Origin of the sequence: Labilithrix luteola (genome assembly GCF_001263205.1) — a bacterium.
In the GTDB taxonomy this organism is placed as follows: Bacteria; Myxococcota_A; Polyangia; order Polyangiales; family Polyangiaceae; genus Labilithrix; species Labilithrix luteola.
In genome coordinates this window covers 9,881,222-9,894,863 of record NZ_CP012333.1, presented here as the reverse complement: position 1 = coordinate 9,894,863, position 13,642 = coordinate 9,881,222, and the positions used below count along the sequence as shown (strand labels likewise).

The 13,642-nt window shown below is 67.0% G+C and carries 11 protein-coding genes; 8 read left to right on the top strand and 3 right to left on the bottom strand.

Annotation, left to right across the window (positions count from 1 at the left end):
- Nucleotides 1–10: 10 nt before the first annotated feature.
- Nucleotides 11–1,693 carry a hypothetical protein gene (locus tag AKJ09_RS42760; protein WP_146653606.1) on the bottom strand — a complete coding sequence of 561 codons (1,683 nt, stop codon included), beginning with the start codon at nucleotides 1,691–1,693 and terminating at the stop codon, nucleotides 11–13.
- Between the two features lie 406 nt (nucleotides 1,694–2,099).
- Between AKJ09_RS42760 and AKJ09_RS42755 the strand changes: the two genes are divergently transcribed.
- The 3 genes from AKJ09_RS42755 to AKJ09_RS42745 all read left to right on the top strand — a co-directional run bounded on the left by AKJ09_RS42755 (nucleotide 2,100) and on the right by AKJ09_RS42745 (nucleotide 4,904).
- Nucleotides 2,100–2,363: a hypothetical protein gene (locus AKJ09_RS42755; RefSeq protein WP_169928324.1), complete on the top strand. Its 264-nt coding sequence runs from the start codon at nucleotides 2,100–2,102 to the stop codon at nucleotides 2,361–2,363.
- A gap of 47 nt (nucleotides 2,364–2,410) precedes the next feature.
- A complete protein-coding gene (locus tag AKJ09_RS42750; protein ID WP_146653604.1) occupies nucleotides 2,411–3,178 on the top strand; it encodes an SDR family NAD(P)-dependent oxidoreductase in 768 nt (255 codons plus the stop codon).
- Nucleotides 3,179–3,377: 199 nt separating this feature from the next.
- Nucleotides 3,378–4,904 (top strand): hypothetical protein, encoded by a 1,527-nt coding sequence (locus tag AKJ09_RS42745; RefSeq protein WP_146653603.1) that lies wholly within the window; start codon nucleotides 3,378–3,380, stop codon nucleotides 4,902–4,904.
- A gap of 23 nt (nucleotides 4,905–4,927) precedes the next feature.
- On the opposite strand, the gene AKJ09_RS42740 is transcribed toward AKJ09_RS42745, so the two are convergent.
- Entirely contained in the window at nucleotides 4,928–6,286 is a 1,359-nt protein-coding gene (locus AKJ09_RS42740) for an SMI1/KNR4 family protein (protein WP_169928323.1), read from the bottom strand.
- 208 nt (nucleotides 6,287–6,494) lie between these two features.
- Here AKJ09_RS42740 and AKJ09_RS42735 point away from each other — a divergent pair, with 208 nt between their 5' ends.
- The 5 genes from AKJ09_RS42735 to AKJ09_RS42715 all read left to right on the top strand — a co-directional run bounded on the left by AKJ09_RS42735 (nucleotide 6,495) and on the right by AKJ09_RS42715 (nucleotide 12,008).
- Nucleotides 6,495–8,303 (top strand): RluA/RlmK domain-containing protein, encoded by a 1,809-nt coding sequence (locus tag AKJ09_RS42735; RefSeq protein ID WP_146653601.1) that lies wholly within the window; start codon nucleotides 6,495–6,497, stop codon nucleotides 8,301–8,303.
- A gap of 192 nt (nucleotides 8,304–8,495) precedes the next feature.
- Nucleotides 8,496–8,894, top strand: a complete 399-nt coding sequence (locus AKJ09_RS42730; RefSeq protein ID WP_146653600.1) for an SRPBCC family protein — start codon at nucleotides 8,496–8,498, stop codon at nucleotides 8,892–8,894.
- A gap of 61 nt (nucleotides 8,895–8,955) precedes the next feature.
- Nucleotides 8,956–9,921, top strand: a complete 966-nt coding sequence (locus AKJ09_RS42725) for a beta propeller repeat protein (RefSeq protein ID WP_146653599.1) — start codon at nucleotides 8,956–8,958, stop codon at nucleotides 9,919–9,921.
- A 141-nt stretch (nucleotides 9,922–10,062) separates the two neighbouring features.
- Nucleotides 10,063–10,941 carry a hypothetical protein gene (locus AKJ09_RS42720; RefSeq protein WP_146653598.1) on the top strand — a complete coding sequence of 293 codons (879 nt, stop codon included), beginning with the start codon at nucleotides 10,063–10,065 and terminating at the stop codon, nucleotides 10,939–10,941.
- A gap of 116 nt (nucleotides 10,942–11,057) precedes the next feature.
- The gene (locus AKJ09_RS42715; RefSeq protein WP_146653597.1) at nucleotides 11,058–12,008 is read left to right on the top strand and encodes a hypothetical protein; all 951 of its coding nucleotides are present in this window, start codon (nucleotides 11,058–11,060) and stop codon (nucleotides 12,006–12,008) included.
- A 5-nt stretch (nucleotides 12,009–12,013) separates the two neighbouring features.
- On the opposite strand, the gene AKJ09_RS42710 is transcribed toward AKJ09_RS42715, so the two are convergent.
- Entirely contained in the window at nucleotides 12,014–13,537 is a 1,524-nt protein-coding gene (locus tag AKJ09_RS42710; protein ID WP_240488815.1) for an amino acid permease, read from the bottom strand.
- Nucleotides 13,538–13,642 lie beyond the last annotated feature (105 nt).

Here is a 13,642-nt window from a genome sequence, read left to right as displayed (position 1 = left end):
GCGGTTCGAGCTACGGCAACCCGTGAGCGTCACCGGCGGGGTTCGAGTGCGCGGCGGCCGTGTGCCGGAAGAGCCACCAACCACCACGGTGCTCTTCCAAGACGAACGCCGAGGGAATGGTGGGTTGGGGAGCCGACGGCTTCGTGCGCATCAGCACGAAGTCCCAGTCGGAAAGCTGGTACGCGGGCCAGTCGATGCCCTTGAGGTCGCTCTCGCTGTAGCTCGCCGGGAGCCGCACCGCCGGATTGTCGGGCGTGGGATACAGCGCCGAGCCCTGGTGGAACCAGATGTCACTCACCACGAGTGGGCGGTCGGCCAGAGCGAGCTTGTCGTAGTGGACGAAGGGGTGCGCCGTGAAGACGTCGCTGTTGGGATCGACCGGCAGGTTCAAGACCCGCGCGTTGACCGGAAGGCGCCCGAGCACCTGCTGGTAACCGGCGGCCTCCGCCTGGAACCTGTAGGATGCAACCATCGCGAGCACCGCGATCGTGGCCGCCACGACCGGGGCGCCGGTGTCGAGCGCGCGCAAGAACGACGGCGGAAGGACGCTTCTCCGGATGCCGAGGAGCGCGAGGTAGAGCACCATCGGTACGAGGCGTCCGTCGACGAAGCCGAACCACCCGATCGCGTGGGGCAGCGCGAGGAAGACGAGGCCGAGCGCGAGGGCCGAGGCATAGAGGGCTCGGCTGTGGCGCACCTCGGCGGCGACCTTCACACCGTCGCCCGAGCGAATCGAGCGCACGGTGAGCACGGTGCACGCGACCGCGAAGAACCACACGACCACCGCGATGATGAAGTCGATCCCCGTGCGCGTCATGAGCGTGGGGGTGACGAGGAGCCCGAGCTTCTCCGCCGGCGTCTGGAAAAGCGGGACGAGCGGGGGGACCACGGGCAGCGAACCCGGCGGCGTCGTGGCGCCTCGTTCGAGCCAGGCGACCCAACCGGCGAGGGCGAGGGCGGGCACGAGCGCACGGATGCGGAGGATGCGCGCGAAGCGATTGCCCGTCGCGATGGTCGAGACGCCCGCGCAGAGGAGGAAAAGCACGAAGGCATGTCCGTGCGCGACGAACATGAGCGGCGCGAACGCGGCGACGATGAGCTCGCGACGCGTCCGATCGGGCGCCTCGTCGTCGGTGGCGACCATCAGCTCGAGCCAGAGCGTGAGACCGACGAGCATGACGCTCACGCCGAGCAGGTAGCTCGCGAAGCCGAGCAGCGTCATCAGGCCGAACGAGAGGGCGAGGCCGATGAAGCCATACGACGGCGACCGATCGTCGTACAGGCGACGGCGCGCGAACAGCAGCGCGAGCGGCGTGGCGATGACAGGCAACGTGGCGAGCGCGCGCACCGCACCGACGGGCCCGATGACCCGCACGAAGCCTTCGCCGAGGAAGCGGAAGAGCGAGTACGGCCCGATGTGCGGAGCGAGGACGAAGAAGTGCTGCTCGAAGGCCGACTGCGAAAATCGGTGCCGCAGCGCGATGAGTCCTGCGTGGGCCGGAAGGTCCTGGAAGGGGAGCGCCTCGAACACCCAGAACACGAGCACGGCCACGAGGCCGACGCCGACGAGACCGATCCACGCCGCGCGCGTTCGCGAACGAAGGGCAGGCGTTGCCCCTCCCGCAACGGTCGCCTGCGCAGCCGCGGGCGCCTCGAGCGAATCGCTCGGCTGAGGCGTCACGTGCGTCGTCATCTCGTGGCCTTATGGCTCTTCTTTGAGCTCGCCGCTAGTGTGCCGTGCGTTCACAGGCAACATCTTCGACGGCGCGCAAAGGCAGGGCAGGTGCGTAGTCCTTTCGCCACCTGTGGGAGACCCGGGATTTCGCCTGATTCTGGTCGCTTGAAGCGCCGTCTTTGGCGCCAAGCTCGAGCTTTGGCAATCCGCCTGGAGAGTTCCCTACTGCGGCGACCCCTTGCGTGGACCGTGGATTTCGGGGCCCACGATGGGCGAGGGCCCCGAAATCCACGGTCCTTTGCGCAAGTCTGTCGCGAACTCCGTTTGACTGTCCAATCAGCGCAACTGAGTTGCGCTGTAGGCGCCGTCGTTCGTTCGGCAGACAAACTTGCCCGTTGTCCGGGCTCCCGACGACCATCGTCCCGTGGTGTTCGACGCGGCACGCGCGCTGCCGAAGACCCTCGAAGCGGTTCGGCACGCGGCCGCCTGGGGGGTGATAGGGACCTGGACGAAGCTCGCCCTCCGGTGGCTCTCCGTCCATACGGGGCTACCGGCCTTGTTCGTCGCCGCCATCCTCGTGGTTGTGAGCTACCGGCTCCTGAAGCGAAGCGCGAAGTTCGCCCTTGAAGTCGCGGCGGTAGCCATCGCCCTCGTGGCTGCCACGGAGCTTGGCTGGATCCACTGGTAGGGCTTGCCTGTCGCTCGTGCGTGGGCCCTCGGTTACAGTCCCGCGTCATGAAGCTCGAAGACCTCAAGATCATCATTTCCGGTGGCGCCCAGGGAATGGGCCGTCACTTCGCTCTCCGCCTCGCCGAGGCCGGCGCCCAGGTGGCCGTCGGTGACGTCAACGAGGTCGGTCTCGCCGAGACCGTCGAGGCGGCCAAGTCGTTCAAGGGCAAAGTTCACGCGCGCCGGCTCAACGTGGCCGACGAGGCCGACGTCGCCTCCTTCGTGAGCTGGGCCCACGGCGCGATGGGGGGCCTGAACGCCCTCGTGAACAACGCCGGCATCCTGCGCGACGGCCTCCTCGTCAAGAAGGACAAGGAAACCGGGGCGGTCAAGACGCTCACCAAGGAGCAGTGGGACGCGGTCATCGGCGTCAACCTCACCGGCGCGACCATGCTCACCCGCGACGTCGTCGCGAAGATGGTCGAGACCAACCAGCGTCCCGGCGTCATCGTGAACATCTCGAGCATCGCTCGTCACGGCAACCGCGGACAGTCGAACTACACGGCGGCGAAGGCGGCCCTCGCGGCCAACACGGTCACCTGGGCCAAGGAATTCGCGCCCTTCGGCATTCGCGTCGGCGGCGTCGCCCCCGGCATGATCGAGACGCCGATGACCCAGGGCATGAACCAGAAGGCCCGCGACGCCCTCGTGGCGGCGATCCCGGTCGGCCGTATCGGCGTCCCCGAGGACATCTGGGTGGCGGTGAAGTTCGTCCTCGAGTGCGATTACTTCGATGCCCGCGTGATCGACGTCGACGGCGGCCTCTCGATGTAACGCGGCGCAGTGCCCGTTCGTTCCTGAGCGGCCAACGCGGGCGAGGCGGGCGAGGTTCTGGTCATGGCGAACCAGTGACGGCACCTCGCCCGAGCCTGCGGCAATCCCTCTTGAAAATTTCCAACATTCCGCTTGCTGGTCAGGCGTTTATGGCTCAAAGGTGGGAGAATGGTGTTTGTGACGAACGTGTGAATTATCGATGGCGATTGCAGAACTGACCGAACATTACGTTACTGCCCAGCAGGCAGCCGCCGACCAGGCTGGTCAGGTTCGCGTCGGGGTCCATGATGCGTCGCGCCTCGAGTGGAGCGTTTCGATCCCGCTCCCCGCGTCCGGCACCGTCGATTACTCGCTCCGCGTCGAGATCCAGATCCCGCAGAGCGCTTTCGTTCGTCACGTGCCTTGGGATCAGATGCAGGCGTACACGCGCCTCGATGGTCCAGCCATCGCCGCCCACGGCGACGTCGTCACGATCGACGCCCTTCGTCGCGGCGCGCTCGCGATGGCGAGTCAGCTCGCACGCGCGTCCGATGGCTTTGCTCGTCACTGCCGGCTTGCCGGTTCGCTCTTCGCCACGGCCGCGCACAGCGAGCTCGAAGACGCGCTGACGATCTGGATCGAAGCCGCACTTCGCATCGCGCAGGAAGCTCGCGAGCGGATGGCTCGCCCGGCCGAGACGGACAAATGCGAGCTCGCCACCGAGCGCGCCCTCGTCGACGAGTACATCAGCGTTCGCCTCCTCGAGGCGCTCGCCGGTGCGGAACGCGCGCTCTCGAACCTCGTCGAGTCGAAGTCGGCTCACATCGCTCGCCTCTCGCCCGTGTTCGCGGCCGTGGAGGACCGCCTCGCCGAGGTGCTCGCGGCGGAGGTTGCCTACCGCGCGGAGCGAGGCTTCGGCAACGCCGATCCGTCGTCGCCCGTCGCGCTCGAGCGTTACTTGGAGCGTTCGAGCCGCCTCAAGAAGCACTTCCAGGAAGTCCTCTTCCTCGAGCGCGAGACCTTCCACGTCGCCGAGCGCGCCTACCACTGGATTGCCGGCTTCGTCGCCGTCCTCGCGTCGACCTGGGCCTTCGCCTGGCAGCTCGCTCTTTCGACGCGCGCGCGACCGGCCGAGACGGTGAGCTCGGGCCTCATCACCCTCGCTCTGTTCGCCGGCCTCATCTACGCCACCAAAGACCGCATGAAGGAAATCGGTCGGCAGTGGATGACCACGCGCGTTCACCAGTTCTGGGGCGCTCAGCGCATCACGCGTTATCGCGCCCCCGCACGCCGCATCCCCGGCCGCGACGTCATCGTCAGCGCCCGTGAATCCTTCGGCCAGTGCTCGACCTCGCTGCCGGATCCCTTGAACCCGGAGGCCGGCGCCACCGTGCCGATCTCCGTTCTCACCTACGAGCACAAGGGCACGGTCGAGAGCCACCGCCAGCTTCTCGCCTCGGGCGTTCGCCGCGTGAAGCACGTCTTCCGGTACGACCTCTCGCCGATGTTCGCGCGCCTCGACGACGCGCTGAAGCCCGTCCCCGTCCTCGACGGCGCGAGCCGTAAGGTGCGCTTCATCGACGCCCCGCGCTGCTACCGCGTTCCGATCAAAGTCGAAGTCTGCGTCGGCGGCGAACGCCACGAAGAACTCGCCACGCTGGTCCTGCACAAGCGCGGCCTCGAACGCCTCGACCGCGAGAAGGACTCGAATCCGTCGCTCGCCGAGATCGGTATCGAGCCCGCCTGATTGTTGGAACGGGGAACCAGCGGTCAGCCGCTGGTCCACTCCTGGTCGGCGAGCCAGCTGAGGAAGTCGTCATGGTTGACGGTGCGGCTCGGATCGTCGTGCCATACCGAGACGATCTGTCCGCGCCTGCCGCCTTGGGCCGGAGCCAGGTCGAGCATGTCGTGGTTGCCACCAAAGTCGTAGGTGATGGGGATCCAGCCCGGAATCCACCACGCCTCCTGCACGCCTTCGTCAGCCTCGACGTCGTCGTCTTCGAACGCGCCGTCGTCGAAGGCCCGTTTCCAGTGCTTCCATTGCGAGACCATTCCGGCCAAGGAAATGAGCTCGCGGCCGCCGCACGCAGGCTCGTTCGGTGGGCCGCCGTCGTGCGCGAGGTAGAAGGCGCGCACCTCGTCGGGCAAGGCGACGCCGAGCACGGCTTCGACCTCGGCGATGACCGACTTCGGGGCGCCGCGAGGCAGCGTGACACCGGCTTTCTCCGCAGCCGCTCGAATCGCCGCGATTTTGGAGTCGATGCCGGCAGGTGCCTTCTTCGACGTTGCGCTGCTCGAGGCTTTCGTCGCCTTCTTTGCTGGAGTCGCTTTCGACTTCGGCGCGAGCTTCGCTCCCTTCGGAGCTTCGAGGCTCCACGCGTCGAGTTGCTCCTTCACGCGCCCATCCTTCGGGGCCGGTAGACCTTCGAAGAAGCGACGAAGCGCCACCGTTCCTTCGTTGTTCGCGAGCCGGCCGGCGATCAGGATCAGCGTGTCGCGTAGCTCGGGATGCCAGCCCGGAACCGCGTCGTGGACGTGCGCGGAGAACTCGCTCGATGCTTTGCTTGCGAGCGCGTCGGACACGACGCCATGAGCGGACAGGGCGTGCCACGTCAGCACGCCACTCGCGGCGATGCGCTCGAGGACGAGATCGAGCGAGGTCAAATCGAGGTGCCTCTCGAGGGCTGCGAGCGAGTCGCCGAGTGCTTCGGCCGCACTCCGCTTCACGGGCGGAACGGTGAGGGCATCGAACATCTCGGCGACGGTGAATCCGCCCTCCTCGAGTGCCGCCTTGGCCTCCTCGTAACTTGCGCCGGCGTGGAACCCGAAGTTCTGCGCGTGCTCGCCTTCTTCTTCGATTTCCGCGTCGGCGTAGAGCTCTCGGCGCAAATCACAGCGGTCCGCGAACTCGTTGATCGCCGCGAACGTGACCTCCGTATCGCGCTCCGAGACTTCGGGTTCCTCGATGGAGGAGAGCTCCTCTTTGTGCTCTTCGTGTTCGTCTCGGTACAAGTAGCAGCACAAGTCTGCGAACGCCGATGGCACGCGTTTCTTGCCGACCCTCGCAGACTTACCGAGTCGGAAGATCCAAACGTACGGTTTCGGTTCCCGAAGCGTCGTCTTGCCCACGGACATACCTCCCTTGCCGTAGAGCTATCACGCGGAGGCCATGTGGCAACGCCGCCAGCGCTTCGTTTTTGGTTCACATGTGAACCAAGAAGATGACGGCGAGCGGCGCGGTGAGCGTGCGCGGTTGCTCGACAACCAGCGTCCGAGGAGGGGAATCGAGCGTGGCCTGGTGCTGGAGGGCGAAGGCGACTAGGTTTCGCCGCCGATCATGGAGCGCGCGCGGGTTTGGCCGTTTTTCAAGCAGGAATGGGTTCTCTTCGAGGATGACGACCTTCTTGCCGTTCACAAACCCGCGGGCGTGCCGAGCCAGTCGGCGCAGCCCGAGCGGCCGGACGACCTCGTCATGCGCGTGCGGGCGTTCTTGGCCGAGCGCGATGGACGGGCCAAAGAGCCGTACCTAGGCGTCCACCAGCGGCTCGACCGGGACACGAGCGGCGTGGTCGTCTTCGCGAAGCGGCCGGAGGCCAATGCTTCGCTCGCCAAGCAGTTCGAAGGGCGTGACGTCGAGAAGCGCTACCTTGCAGCCGTGCAAGGGTGGTCCGGCCGCTCGCGTGAGACCACGCTCTCCGACGAGCTTCGGCGTGGTGAAGACGGGCTCATGGAGGTGGTGCCCAGGCAGAAGGCGCCGCCGCGTGGGGTGCGGGCACCGAAGGGGCGTCCTTCCGGTGGGCAGCGCGCCGTCACGCACGTGCGGGTGCGGACGCAAAAGGAAGAGCGGGCGCTTCTCGATCTGATCCTCGAGACAGGGCGCATGCATCAGGCGCGCGTGCAGCTCGCTCACGCTGGGGCGCCGATTGCCGGCGATCCGCTCTATGGCGGCCCGCGTGCTCCGCGGCTCATGTTGCACGCCGCGCAGATCTCGCTCGCGCATCCGAAGACCGGCAAGCGTCTGTCGATCCGAGATCCGCATACTGGGCCGCTCGAGTTTTGGCTCAAGAACGGCGATCTCGGCGCACGTGTCTACGACGACGTGGCGGCGCTCGATGCGGCGCTCGCTCTGGCGGTCGAACGACGATGGGGCCTTGGGCGCAGCGCCGAGCGGGATCCCGAGGAGCGCCGGACCACGGCGTTTCGGCTGGTCAACGAAGAGGGCGATGCGCTGCCGGGCCTTGCGGTCGATGTCTACGGCGAGCACCTCGTGGCTCAGCTCTATGCGGGTGACGTCTGGGACGACGCGGCTCGACGCGAGCGCGTGCTCGATCGGCTCGACGCGCTCGGCTTCGACGGCGTCTACCTCAAGATGCGTCCCAAGCAGGCCAACGTGCTCGTCGATACGCGTCGCGATGAACTGGCGCCCTCGACGCCCGTTCGTGGCCAAGCGGCGCCCGAAGCGTTCGACGTCCTCGAAGAAGGCATGCCCGTTCGCGTGCGCCTCGGCGACGGTCTATCGACGGGCGTCTTCCTCGATCAGCGTTCGAATCGTCGCTTCGTGCGTGGGATTTCCGAATCGGCGCGCGTGGCCAATCTCTTCTCGTACACGTGCGCGTTCAGCGTGGCGGCTGCGCTCGGCGGCGCGTCGCGAACGGTTAGTGTCGACGCGTCGGTCACGGCGCTCGAGCGCGGGCGCGAGAACTTCGCGGCGGCCGGCATCGAGCTCGGCGGGAACAACGCGGGGGCTCACACGTTCGTGGCGGAAGACTGCTTTGCGTGGCTCGCGCGTATGGGCGGCGGCGGGAAGGAGGGCCCCGGCAATCGTCGCAAGGCCGAGTCGTTCGACCTCCTCGTGCTCGATCCACCGAGCTACTCGTCGACCAAGAAGCGCCGGTTCGTGGCGGAGAGCGACTACGACGAGCTCGTCACACTCGCGGCCAAGGTGGTCGGCCCCGGCGGGAAGATTCTTGCATGCTGCAACCATCGCGGCCTCACGCGTACGAAGTTCCGGCGCTTCGTGCTGGCGGGCGTGCGCGCGGCAGGGCGCGAGCTCCTGCAGCTCAAAGACATGCCCGACGGCTCCGACTTTCCGCCGCCCCTCGGCCGTGATCCGCACATGAAGAGCGTGCTCGCCGTCTTGCGCTGACTCGCGCGCGGCGACGTGGGCTTCCTACGTCTGCCTTGGTCGGCAGGCGAGCTCGTGCAATCGAGGAACACGGCCGACGGCGCGGCCCAGCCGCCGCCGCACGCGAAGAGGACATGATGAGGTGCTGACCGTCTTGCGCGGGCTTAAGTTGCGGGCGCGTCCGAGTGCTTCAGCTCGACGAGAAAGGAAGCCATGGCCTCCATTCATCGCGAAGTGGTCATCGATTGCTCGCCGGAGCAGCTCTGGGCCGTGCTCCGTGACTTCGGCGCGCTCGCGCAGCTCGTACCCGGCTTCGTCGTAGGCACGCGGCTCGAGGAGGGGGCGCGCATCGTGACGTTCGGCAATGGCGCTGTCGTGCGTGAGCTCCTCGTCGACATCGACGAAGAGAGACGGCGCGTCGCTTGGTCGGCCACTGGCGGAACGCTGAGCCACCACAACGCCTCGTTCCAGGTCTTTCCCGAGGGCAAGGGAACGCGCGGCGTGTGGATCGCCGACTTGCTGCCCAGCGAAGCGGCGCCGCGGATTGCGGCGATGATCGAGCAGGGACTCGCCGCGATGAAGAAGGCATTCGACGGCAAACGGGGCGGCTGAGTTCGTCGCTGCCTCAATCTCTCTAGGATCGTGGCTCGTGCCCTCGTAGATTCGGCGGCGCATGAGCGTCCGCATCAGCGAGATCGTGAGCGTCGTCCCCGCGCCGGCCCTTCGTGATGGGACGCAAGGGGTCTATCTGCTGTTCGTCGACTACGAGGACGGTCGCGGCGTCAGCGGCTTCGGCCAGATTTACCACACCGACGGCGCGCGACAGACCGCGCTCGAGGGCGTGCTCAGCACGAACGACTCGCTCCGTTCGATGTGGTGCTCCCCGAGCGGCGCGCTCTGGACGGCGAGCGAAGCCGGCAACGTCTACACGACTGCCAATGTCGAGTGGGCGAAGGCCACGCAGACGGATCTGGACTTCGACTCGGGCGACGCGGACGCGCCCTGGACCGTCACCACGCTGCCCGATCTCCGCGACGAGGGGCATGCGCCGACCGTCGGACCACTTTGGGGAACGAGCGACGCGGACGTCTTCGTTGGCGCCGTGGGCGGGCATGTCTATCACTGGAATGGCAAGGTTTGGCGCCAGGTCTACACGGCGCGCCGGGAGATCTCGGCGTTCGCGGGAACGGGACCGAACGACGTCTACGCGGTGGGGGAAGGCGCCACGCTGAGCCACTTCGATGGCCACGCATGGAGAGCCATTGCGCGCTTGAAGGGAACGCGCGGCGACGACTTCACGGGTTGCTGCACGACGAGCGACGGTCGACTCCTCGTCTGCACGCAGCAAGGACGACTGCTTCGCCGCTCGACCAAAGGCTGGAAGATTCTCGCCGCGAACGAAGAATATTCGTTCGAAGGTGTTGCGCTCCTCGGCGACCGCGTCTTTCTCGCGGCGAACGAGGCCGGCGTCGTCGAGTTTCGTGACCGCTCGTTCACCGTCGCACGGTCGACGTTCGCCCCGAGCAGCGTGATGCCTGGTGAGGCGAAGCTCTACTTCCTCGACGTCGCGTCGGAGCGCTCGTACATCGAATACGATCCCTCGAATTCGGAAGCGCCATACGCGCGCGTTCGATTCTGAAGCGCGGCACGCATTGTCATCGTGACCGCGACGAAGCGCGGCTTTGCCAGGTTGTCTTGATCGGGCGGCGAGCGGCGGCCGCGTTGCTCGGTGAATTCGAAGGAACATGATTGGTATGCGCATTGCTGATTGCGCATGCCAATGAAGGAATCGACGATAGCGCGCTTTCACACGGCCTCGGCCGTGCTCACGGGCGCAACCGGTCTTGCGATGACCGGGCTCGCGCTGGCGACGACACATGGCCACCCGATTCGTCCGGATTGGCCGACGGCTGTCGTCGGACTCGCCGTCGCGGGGGCAGGCGCTCTGTCGCTTGTTCGGAGGAGCCTCACCTCGGCGGTGCTCGCACGCGGCGCGGCGCTTTCGGTCCTCGTTCCGCGTCTGTTCGTCAGCGGGCTCTCGATCTTCGTGCACCGGCAGCTTCCACCGGGAAGTGTTATCGCCCTCGTCGCTCTCGCGGCCGCAGGCTATCTGACGAGCGGACCGTGGGTGTCACGAGGACGCGTTGCTCGTGACTTCGAGCCGGTGGCCTATCGAGGACTCCTCCTCTCTGGTGCCACGGCCACGGTGGCGACGGCATTCGCCACCGCGCACCTTGCCATCGGCGCGGCCTACCGCATGTCGCCATGGCCTCTCGCAGCGTTCGGCGCGATCGCCGCCATGGAGTTTGCCGCCGGATTCGCCGTGCTGCGGATGCGGGCGTGGGGCGTGCTGCTCGGCGTGGCCGTTTCGCTCGGCCTCGTCGCGTACTCCACGGCGATGCCGTACTACCCGGTGACACGCATCCTGGCTTACGGGGCAGGTGCGCTGCTCGTCGCGCCGCTCGTCCTCGCACGCTGGCCCATGGGCAAACGTCGACGTGGAGCGCCGCGCGTCGAGCCGTCGATGCGAATCGACGTCGGCGCGCGCGCTAGCGACTCCGTCGCTGTCGAGGAAGCGGATGACCTCGAGGTGACGCCGAGCTCCCGAAGGCTCGGATTCCGCGACGAGCTTGCCTTCGAGAATGGCCAAGTGCGTTGACCGCCCTGGCCCACCGACGGTCGGGTTTTTCCGGAGTTTCTCGAGCTTGTCGATTCTGTGCTCGAGCCCTGTAAGGCGAGGGCTTCGCGCTGCGTTCTTCGGACACGGAGGGCGTGATGGTCGGCAAGAAGCTCTGGATCTTCGTCTGCTTGGTTCTGTTTCTCGCGGGGTGTGGGGGCGGAGCCATGAAGGCTTCTCCGACGACGCCGGTCGAGGCCGAATCGTCGTCGCCGGCCCGCGTGGAAGGCGTCGGCGGCGCGGACGCAAAGAGTGCGTCTCCCGCGCAGGCGGAGCCTGGTGCCTATCCGAGCGCGGCGCCACCGAGTGACTTCAGCGCGGGGACATCCGCCGATTCATCCTCGGCCTCGCCGCGCGCGCAGCGTGCCCAGCGCGAGCCCGCACCCGAATCGCGGCCGGGGCTCGGCACGGAATACGGTGAGAGTCGTACGTCACGCGTGCACGACGTGAGTTTCGTTCGTGACTCGAGCCGTCCCTTCGCGGTGGCGATGCTCAACTACAACGATCGGCGCGGGGTCGAGGCTCTCGCCGCCAAGCACGCCGCCGAGGACTCACGACGCGGCATCGACGCAGGCGAGGGGGCGGTGACGGTGTCGATTCGAAACGCCGCGGGTGATCCGCTCGATGCCATCCACGTGGGCGGTCGCACGTTCGTCATCGGCCAGGCCGGCGAGCGCTATTCGATCGTTCTCGAGAACCACACGGGCCATCGCTTCGAAGCGGTCGCGACCGTCGACGGCCTCGATGTCATCAACGGCCGCACGGGCACCTTCGACAACCGCGGCTACGTTCTCATGCCCTTCGCCACCCTCGAAATCGATGGCTTCCGTCAGAGCACGAGCTCCGTCGCCGCCTTCCGCTTCGCCTCGGTCGCCGACTCCTACGCCGCCCGTACCGGTAGCGCCCGCAACGTCGGCGTCATCGGCGTCGCCTTCTTCGGCGAACGCGGCGACTCCTTCGTCCCCGAGCGCGAAGTTCGTCTCCGCGACACCGCAAGCCCTTTCCCCGCCGACCCTCGCTTCGCCCCCGCACCTCCGCCGCGCCGCTGAATACGTCACTCGCGCGTGTCGCCGTGGCGTTCTGCTTCGAGGGTCGCGAGCTTCACCTTCGGACCTTCGAAGCGGTGGCGGACGAAGGTGAAGTAGATCGTCGCCAAGACGAGGAGCGCAAAGGCGAGCATGCCTGCTGGAAGCTGATTCGGTGGCAGGCTGCAGACGATCAGCACGATGCCGCCCCATGTGACGGCGGCCCAGGCCACTGGCAAGCCGAAGCGGCCGAGCGAGAACGGACCTCGTGTGAGCCATTGCCTCCGATGCCGTGCGACCGCGCCCAAGAGGATTGGGACCGCGTAGCTCACGTAGAGGCCCATCGTTGCCATCTTGGCCATGGCGTCGAAAAGCGAATCCGAAAATGGCGCCGTTCCCAAAACCAACAAGAGCGGTCCCACCGTCGCCACGCCAATGGCCACGATCGGGGTGCGCGCCACCGGATTCACGCGCGAGACAAAGCGTGAACCGGGGAGTCCCTTGTCGCGCGAGAAGGCGTAGAGCGTGCGCGAAGCACTCGTGACGCTCGAGAGGCCGCAGAACCACATTGCCGCGAGCGCCAGGCCCATCGCCAGGCGACCGAAGCCGTCGCCCAACGCCGAACGCATTACCAAGAGCGCGGCGTGCTTGTCGCTGGCAATGGCGGGCAAATCACGAATTGCCAGCGTGATGCTCGTCAATAGCAAATAACCCGCGACCGCGCTCACCCCCACGCTCGTCAGAATTCCCCACGGCGTGCGCCTCGCCGGATCGTGCGTTTCTTCGGCGAGGTGCGCCGAGGCGTCGTAGCCGGTGAACGTGAACATGCTGAGCACGAGCCCGTTCAGAAAGCCGAGGCCCAGGCTGCCATCCGCGCGCGTCGTGAAACCGGTCTCGAAAAGAAAGGGCAGGGGCTGCGCACGACCGAACAGCAGCAGCGCGCCGACGATCAACACCACGCCGAGAATGTGCACCGTCGCCGAGAAGTCGTTCAGCCAGGCAACGATGCGCACGCTCGCGGCGTTCACCACGGCATGGCTCGTCAGAATTGCGGCGAGGAGCCAGAACGACGCCGTCGACGAGAGGCCCAGCGTGGCCGCCAGCTCGCTTGCGCAGCCGAAATCGATGGCCGCGACGATCGCGATTTGCCCGACCAAGTTCATCGACGCCGTGAGCCAGCCCCAACCCGGTCCGCCGAGCAGCGCCGACCAGTGATAAAGAGCGCCGGCCGTCGGGAAGGCGCTCGCCAGCTCGGCCATGGCGAGCGCGACGAGCATCGTGCCCACGCTCACCAGCGGCCAGCCGATGCCCAGTGCCGCAGGGCCACCCGGGCCGATCGCATCGGAGTAAGCGGTGATGCAGCCTGTGAGGACGCTGATGATCGAGAAGCTGACGGCGAAGCTCGAAAAGCCGCCCATGCGGCGAACGAGCTCTTGCGCGTAGCCCAGTCGACCGAGCGCGCGCGAGTCCGCGCTGCCTGGCTCGTGTGAATGCTGTGAATGCCGCGAGTGCACGCGCGGATCCACGGCCTTGCCGCCGTCGCCCCCATCCATCCCAGCTCAGCGTACCTCGGGCGGGCCCCCTTCGTCTCGCGCCCTTGACGCGGGGGCGCCTTTCGAGTCCCTTGGACCCCGCTTTGGCCAAAGAGAGCGATTTAC

Excerpts from the sequence above, each read along its gene's own strand:
- AKJ09_RS42745 (WP_146653603.1), top strand. The coding sequence starts at position 3,378 with ATGGCGATTGCAGAACTGACCGAACATTACGTTACTGCCCAGCAGGCA.
- AKJ09_RS42715 (WP_146653597.1), top strand. The coding sequence starts at position 11,058 with ATGGTCGGCAAGAAGCTCTGGATCTTCGTCTGCTTGGTTCTGTTTCTC.
- AKJ09_RS42760 (WP_146653606.1), bottom strand. The coding sequence starts at position 1,693 with ATGACGACGCACGTGACGCCTCAGCCGAGCGATTCGCTCGAGGCGCCC.
- AKJ09_RS42735 (WP_146653601.1), top strand. The coding sequence starts at position 6,495 with ATGGAGCGCGCGCGGGTTTGGCCGTTTTTCAAGCAGGAATGGGTTCTC.
- AKJ09_RS42730 (WP_146653600.1), top strand. The coding sequence starts at position 8,496 with ATGGCCTCCATTCATCGCGAAGTGGTCATCGATTGCTCGCCGGAGCAG.
- AKJ09_RS42720 (WP_146653598.1), top strand. The coding sequence starts at position 10,063 with ATGAAGGAATCGACGATAGCGCGCTTTCACACGGCCTCGGCCGTGCTC.
- AKJ09_RS42725 (WP_146653599.1), top strand. The coding sequence starts at position 8,956 with ATGAGCGTCCGCATCAGCGAGATCGTGAGCGTCGTCCCCGCGCCGGCC.
- AKJ09_RS42710 (WP_240488815.1), bottom strand. The coding sequence starts at position 13,537 with ATGGATGGGGGCGACGGCGGCAAGGCCGTGGATCCGCGCGTGCACTCG.
- AKJ09_RS42750 (WP_146653604.1), top strand. The coding sequence starts at position 2,411 with ATGAAGCTCGAAGACCTCAAGATCATCATTTCCGGTGGCGCCCAGGGA.